Genomic DNA, 5,102 nt, shown 5'->3' on the forward strand with positions numbered 1-5,102 from the left:
TGTTTTGACTGACACACAACACCACAAGAACTACACGATAGATCACACGCTTGCCCTACACGACGCTCTTCCGAGCCAGCAGCACGAGCCGGCGATCGGGCATCGAATGGGCGGCCGGGTGGGCCGGGGCGTGTGCCGCGCGCGGCGCGGCATCGAGACGGGACGGGGTGGACATCGCGTGCATCCTGGGTTGAATGAAGGAATGGACGCGAGTTTGGCGATACGCGGCCGGCCACGGTAGTGCCGCCCTGCGCAGATTTGTTATACGCTCCACGCATGACTGAAAAATCTCCCCTCTCCCGCACTGCTGGCGGGTCTCCGCGCGTTCAGGCGGTGCCGGTGGATGGCGCCGGCTATCGTTTCGAGCTGATGGAAACCTTCGTGCGCATAGTCGAGGCGGGCAGCCTGTCGGCCGCTGCCGCGCAACTGCATACGACGCAGCCGACGATCAGCCGGCGGCTGCAGGCGCTCGAGCGCTCGCTCGGCATGCGGCTGCTGCAGCGGACGACGCACACGATGCGGCTGACCGTCGACGGCGAGCGCTGCTTCAAGCGCGCGAAGGAGCTGCTGGCGAACTGGGCGGCGTTCGAGGCCGATCTGCGCGGCGCACAGGAGGAGCCCGACGGGCTGCTGCGGGTCGCGGTGCCGCACGCGTTCGGCCAGGAGCGTTTCGTCGAGCCGCTCGCACGGTTCCTGCGCGACTATCCGCGCGTGTCGGTCGAGTGGCTGCTGCAGGACGAGGTGCGGGATTTCGTCGGCAGCGGCATCGATTGCGCGATCCAGGTGGGCGAGCCGACCGATCCGGCCGTCGTCGCGATCCGGCTCTCGAAGGTGCCGCGCTTCGTGGTCGCCGCGCCGTCCGTGCTGAACGGCGCCGACGTGCCGGCCGACCCCGACGCGCTGGCCGCGTTGCCGTGGCTCGCGCTGCGCACGTACTACCGCACCGAGCTGGCGCTCACGCATTCGGTCACGGGCGAGACGCGGCGCATTGCGATCCGCCCGCGCATCACGACCGCGAACCTGTACGCGCTGCGCAGCGCGGCGCTGCTGGGGGTGGGGGCGTGCGTCGGCTCGTCATGGATGCTGGCCGACCACCTCGCGCGCGGCGAGCTCGTCCATCTCGCGCCCGAGTGGCAGGCCGCGCCGCTGCCTGTGTACCTGACTTACCCGCATGCGCAGTTCTATCCGTCGCGGCTCGTGCGGTTTGCCGCGATGATGCGCGAGGCCGTGCCGGGGCTCGTCGAAGGGCGTGACGCCTGATACCTGACGCAGGACGCGCCGCGCGCGCCGGGCGGCGGCTGCGCCGTCAGCCGCGCCGGATCCCTTCGGGCAGCGCGCTGATGCGGCGCACCTCGGGCGAATCGAGCCACGCGCGCGACGTCGCGCAGTCGGCGAACATGTCGGTCGCATCCTCGCCCCAGAACAGGTCGCCGTCGAGTTCGAAGGTCGGCACGCCGAATACGCCGTGCGCGATCGCAGCATCGGTGTTCGCGCGCAGCGCGTCCTTCACCGGCTGGGCGTCGACGGCCGTCACGCCTTCCGGAAAGCCGACGGCTTCGCACAGCGCGGCGAAGCCTTCCGGCGTCGACACGTCCTGGCCGTCGCGCCAGATGTGCCGGAAGATCCGCCGGATCGCGTCGGTTGAATTGCCCATCGCGATCGCGAGGCGCAGCGGCTTGATCGGATTGAACGGGTGCGCGGGCGGCATCCGGAACGGAATGGCGAGCTTGTCCGCGCGATATTGCGCGTGGCGATAGGTGAAGATGCGTTTCGCCGCGATCTCGGCCGGCGCTTTCTGGCCCCAGTGCGTGAGCAGTGCGCCGAGCACGATGGGCCGCGGCTCGAACGCGGCGGCGGCGGGCAACCGGTCGAACTGTTCCTGCTGCAGATAGGCGAACGGCGAAACGAAGTCGAAATACCAGGTGGCGGTGCGCGCGGCGTTCATGGTGTCTGCCCTCAAGCGTGTCCGGTTGGCGGTGGCACGCGCGGCACGCCCGCAAGCGGCGCGCGATGCATGCATCGGCGGCCAGTGTCGCACGCGGTCGCCTTTTACGCTGTTACGTGGCCAGGCGCGCGCAGCCGGTTATGACGCTGCGTCGCCGTGGCCCGCCGCCGACGCGAGCCGCGCGAGGCTGTCACGCACGGCCGCCGCGTCGTAGCGTGCGCCTGCGCCGCCGAGCGCCACGGTCGCCTTCTGCGCGAGCGGCAACAGCATCGCGAGCGCGGCCGCCATGGCCGGCGCGTCGGCGAGCCGCGATTTCGGGCCCGATACGGTCAGCGCGCCGACACACTCGCCGGCTGCCCCGAACACAGGCGCGGATGCCGAAGCCGTCTCGGGGTCGCGCTCGCCGTACGATGCGGCCCACAGCTGTTCGCGCACGTCGTTCCATTGCGCATCCTGCGTGTCGGTGAACGCCAGCAGCACCTTCCCGGACGCACCCTGACGCACCGGAAACTCCTCGCCGACACGAATCGACACGCGCACCGCGCGAGCGGGCTCGACCCGGTACAGCACCGAGCGCATGTCGCCCTGGCGCACGTAGAACGACGCCGTTTCGCCGAGTTCGCGGCTCAGCGTCTCGAGCAGCGGCTCGACCACCGGGCCGACCCGGAACGAACGCTGGTACAGCGCGGCGAGCCGCTGCGGCTCGTGCCCGATCGCGTACTGGCCGTCGTCGAGCTTGCGCATGAAGCCGCCATGCTCGAGCGCCGCGAGCAGGCGCAGGATCGTGCTCTTGTACAGCCCGGTGCGGCGCGACAGCTCCGCGAGCGACAGCCGGTCGTCGGTCTGCCCGAACGCACGGAGGATCGCGAACGCGCGATCGAGAACGGCGACGCCGCTGGACGTTTCGTCGGCCGGCAAATCGGGCCCGTCGCCGGCGTGATCGGTGTGAGTCGTAGGCACTGCCTGCTTCCTTCTGAGGATGATCCGCCGACTATATCGTTCTGTCTGATAGAACTCAAGTTCCAGAAAATCGCAATTTCACGGGTATACCCCGCTTACAGCCCATTCGACGCGCGCATAGAGTTCTATCAAACAGAACGATGTTCTTTTAGATAGAACGATGGAGTGTCAAATGAGCGTTTCCGAATATCCGAAGGTGCTGGTCAGCGAAGTCGGGCCGCGCGACGGCCTGCAGAGCATCAAGGCCGTGATGCCGACGGCCGGCAAGCTGCGCTGGATCACGGCGCTGGCCGCGGCCGGCCTGCGCGAGATCGAGGTCGGGTCGTTCGTGCCGGCCAGGCTGCTGCCGCAGATGGCCGATGTGCACGAAGTCGTCGCGCATGCGCTGACGATTCCCGGGCTGCACGTCGCCGCGCTCGCGCCGAACCTGCGCGGTGCCGAGGGCGCATTCGAGGCCGGCGTGCACAAGCTGACGCTGCCGGTCTCGGTGACGGAGGCGCATTCGCTGGCAAACATCCGCAAGACGCCCGCGCAGATGATCGACGAGGTGCGCGCGATCGTCGCGCTGCGCGACGCGAGGTTTCCGTCGGTGCAGATCGAGGCGGGCGTGTCGGTCGCGTTCGGCTGCACGATCGCGGGCGCCGTCAGCGACGACGAGACGATCGCAATGGCGGTGGCGATGGCCGAATGCGGCGTCGACGAGATCGGGCTGTCCGACACGAGCGGCTATGCGAACCCGGCGCAGGTGCGTCGGCTGTTCACCCGGCTGCACCGTGAAGTCGGCGACAAGGCCGGCGGCGCGCATTTCCACAACACGCGCGGGCAGGGGCTCGCCAACGTCGTCGCGGCACTCGACGCGGGTGTGACGACGATCGACGCGAGCCAGGGCGGCCTCGGCGGTTGTCCGTATGCGCCGGGTGCGACCGGCAACATCGTCACCGAGGATCTCGTGTTCCTGCTCGAAGCGATGGGATTCGACACGGGTATCGACGTCGATGCGCTGCTGGCCGCGCGCGCGATCCTGCACGCGGCGCTGCCGGCCGAGGCGCTGTACGGCCATGTGCCGGACGCCGGGTTGCCGAAGGGCTTCCGTTACGCGGACGGACGTTCTCCCACTGCCGTGCAACCGGAAGGATGCCTGACGGGAGTCGCGCAATGAACGACCACCAACCGGCTGCGGCGCTGCCGTACGAAGGCGTGCGCGTGATCGAGATGACGCACATGGTGATGGGCCCGACCTGCGGGATGCTGCTCGCGGATCTCGGCGCGGAGGTCATCAAGATCGAACCGATCGCGGGCGACAGCACGCGCGCGCTGCGCGGTTCGGGCGCAGGTTTCTTCGGGATGTTCAACCGCAACAAGAAGAGCCTCGCGGTCGACGTGAAGGATCCGCGCGGGCTGGAGATCGTGCTGCGGCTCGTCGCGACGGCGGACGTCTTCAGCGAGAACTTCAAGAGCGGCACGATGGACCGGCTCGGCCTCGGCTATCCGGCGCTCTTCTCGCTGAATCCGGGCCTCGTGTACGTGTCGCACAAGGGCTTCCTGCCGGGGCCGTACGAGCATCGCACTGCGCTCGACGAGGTGGTGCAGATGATGGGCGGCCTCGCGTACATGACGGGCCCGGAAGGGCGGCCGCTGCGCGCGGGCGCGAGCGTGAACGACATCATGGGCGGCATGTTCGGTGCGATCGGCGCGATGGCCGCGCTCGCGCAGCGCGAGCGCACCGGCCGCGGCCAGCAGGTGCAGAGTTCGCTGTTCGAGAACAACGTGTTCCTCGTCGCGCAGCACATGATGCAGTTCGCGGTGACGGGGCACGCCGCGTCGCCGATGCCGAGCCGGATTTCCGCGTGGGCCGTCTACGACGTGTTTGCCGTCAAGGATGGCGAACAGATCTTTCTCGCGGTCGTGTCGGACACGCAGTGGGCGCTGTTCTGCGAGGCATTCGGCCTGGCCGCGCTGAAGGACGATCCGCGCCTCGCGACCAACAACCTGCGCGTGCAGGCGCGCGAGTGGCTGCTGCCCGAGTTGCGTGCACGGCTCGCGCCGTATTCGGCCGCGGAGATCGGCGCGATCTTCGAATCGAACGGCCTGCCGTACGCGCCGATCACGAAACCGCATGACCTGTTCGACGACCCGCACCTGCTCGCCACGGGCGGCCTCGAAGCGGTGACGCTGCCAGCCGACGCGAGCTGTGCCG

The 5,102-nt window shown here is 68.9% G+C and carries 5 protein-coding genes; 3 read left to right on the forward strand and 2 right to left on the reverse strand.

The annotated features are described in order from the left end of the window. Positions 1–276: 276 nt before the first annotated feature. Positions 277–1,260 (forward strand): LysR family transcriptional regulator, encoded by a 984-nt coding sequence (locus G3O06_RS46485; RefSeq protein WP_205820105.1) that lies wholly within the window; start codon positions 277–279, stop codon positions 1,258–1,260. A 46-nt stretch (positions 1,261–1,306) separates the two neighbouring features. On the opposite strand, the gene G3O06_RS46490 is transcribed toward G3O06_RS46485, so the two are convergent. Continuing rightward, positions 1,307–1,945 carry a 2-hydroxychromene-2-carboxylate isomerase gene (locus G3O06_RS46490; protein WP_205820106.1) on the reverse strand — a complete coding sequence of 213 codons (639 nt, stop codon included), beginning with the start codon at positions 1,943–1,945 and terminating at the stop codon, positions 1,307–1,309. A gap of 138 nt (positions 1,946–2,083) precedes the next feature. Then, positions 2,084–2,905 (reverse strand): IclR family transcriptional regulator, encoded by an 822-nt coding sequence (locus G3O06_RS46495; RefSeq protein ID WP_346779600.1) that lies wholly within the window; start codon positions 2,903–2,905, stop codon positions 2,084–2,086. 172 nt (positions 2,906–3,077) lie between these two features. Between G3O06_RS46495 and G3O06_RS46500 the strand changes: the two genes are divergently transcribed. Further along, positions 3,078–4,064, forward strand: a complete 987-nt coding sequence (locus tag G3O06_RS46500) for a hydroxymethylglutaryl-CoA lyase (RefSeq protein ID WP_205820107.1) — start codon at positions 3,078–3,080, stop codon at positions 4,062–4,064. Beyond that, positions 4,061–5,102 (forward strand): CaiB/BaiF CoA-transferase family protein (locus G3O06_RS46505; RefSeq protein ID WP_205820108.1); only part of this gene is annotated, 1,042 nt, incomplete at its 3' end. The genes G3O06_RS46500 and G3O06_RS46505, both read left to right, overlap by 4 nt.

The organism is Burkholderia sp. Ac-20345 (assembly GCF_017104825.1).
GTDB lineage: Bacteria > Pseudomonadota > Gammaproteobacteria > Burkholderiales > Burkholderiaceae > Burkholderia > Burkholderia lata_B.